1 protein-coding gene and 1 pseudogene are annotated in these 1,665 nt (G+C 51.3%); both read right to left on the bottom strand.

The window, feature by feature from the left end:
* Positions 1 to 160 precede the first annotated feature (160 nt).
* Positions 161 to 910: a putative type VI secretion system effector gene (locus QMZ26_RS21165; protein ID WP_283222586.1), complete on the bottom strand. Its 750-nt coding sequence runs from the start codon at positions 908 to 910 to the stop codon at positions 161 to 163.
* Positions 907 to 1,665: pseudogene (locus QMZ26_RS21160) on the bottom strand (hypothetical protein); the annotation flags it as partial. The gene QMZ26_RS21165 and the pseudogene QMZ26_RS21160, both read right to left, overlap by 4 nt.

Below are 1,665 nucleotides of genomic sequence, written 5' to 3'. Positions count from 1 at the left end.
CAACGCCACTGTCGCGAAGGATGCGGGCACTGGCGGTGGAGGGAGCAGCCTCTTTTTGCGTCGGCTCCAGCTTGCGGAGCAGACAAACTGAAAACTCATACTGACGGCGCTTGGCAGCCATAACGGACAAACACTCCTGGTTACTGCAACTCAGTTCAAGTCAGTACCTGAAGTACGTATCACCTAAAGCGGGATGGTCATCCATACTCTTATTCAACTTCGTAATACGTCTTAAATTGATATATTTTCCATTGGCCCAACCAAGAGACTTTAAAATTGAGTCAGCCATTCTTGTATAACGCGCAAAGCGAGAACCGATCCCAGCTCCAATCATACAAGAAACAAAAACGCAACCAGAAAATGTGTATATCAACCATTTCAGAAAGAACCAGTCCAACGGCGCTTCGTCAATCGACGCTACTGCGATCAAAAGAGTAAATAGTGCAGCGCTGGGCAATGCGAATATCAGCGTGTATTTCAAGACGCCGATCCAGTGCGCGCCGCTCCCAGAGCTAATATGGGGGTATGACACGATCAGTCTCTTATCCTCATCCAGCACTGACAGAGCAAAGAATTTTTTATCATCACCCCTGCTTCCAACGATTTTTACTCGATCTCCTTCACTGAATGGCCAGTTCCAAAGCAACCCTTCCACTTGGGTTTCGCCAAGCCGGAACTCCACTCTGGTAACTGGCTCAGCCATTTCCTCAGCAGACATCATCGCCATTCCAGCTGCAGGGCCACTCAGCCCCAGTGCGGCGGCAATGGCGCCTGTAGCCGCGATGCCTGATGGATCACCCTCCCGCCAGAATACATTTTCCACAACGTGCTTGACCCGCAGATCCGAGATGATTCCGATTTCGATATCAAGCGAGATCTTCTCTGACGACACATCGACCTCAGTTTTCATTGCACCCTCAACGTAACCGAACCGATAGCCTTGTCAAACGCCTGCTTTTGTTCTCGCGGTGTTGAATAGGGCTTGCCACCAAAGGTTCGCTCACTTTTTCCATGACCCGCATTTGTTCCGAATGCATTATTCATACACCACTTTTCCAGATCGTTCGGACTGATGACCCATATCAAGACTTCAATGACAAGAAGAGCCAATGCAACTTGCCAGCCACCCAATCGCAGAATCCACATACCAAGTCGCTTCATTGCCTGCGACGCAACGACAGTCCCCCCTTCTGTTGCCGCTGCCGCTTCAAGCCCTGCTTTCATCCCTCTGAGACCCAAAGTCAATGAATTGCGCCCCAGACGGCGCTCGATGACCGGAGAAGAGTAGGCGAGAGCGGTCAGAAACTGGGCCCCGCCAGTTACCCAGGCAACAAATGCTTTAATTCCCAAAAGTACAGCAAGATCGAGATTTTCCTGCTTGCGAGCTTCGGTCGCGTCTGTATAGCTGTAATAGAACCCAATGAAACTACCTGCCCCCGCCAGCACACTGCCGGCAGCCTTCATCCGAATGGCACTGACACTACCCGCCCCAAAGGACTCCTTGGCTACCGTTTCATGCACACTGGTATACACAGCCAAAAGCGACATGCCGGACGCCAATAACGTCGCATAGTCGCGCGTGTCCTTGTCGACCTTTGTTGCCAGATGGATGAAGTTCACCATCTCCAACACGCCCGTGAGGGAGTTCAGACCGACGACATTACG

The sequence above is a fragment of the Stenotrophomonas sp. PFBMAA-4 genome (genome assembly GCF_030053215.1).
In the GTDB taxonomy this organism is placed as follows: Bacteria; Pseudomonadota; Gammaproteobacteria; order Xanthomonadales; family Xanthomonadaceae; genus Stenotrophomonas.
This window is presented reverse-complemented; position numbering and strand designations above follow the sequence as displayed.

Coding starts and splice junctions, on each gene's coding strand:
- QMZ26_RS21165 (WP_283222586.1), bottom strand. CDS start 910: ATGAAAACTGAGGTCGATGTGTCGTCAGAGAAGATCTCGCTTGATATC.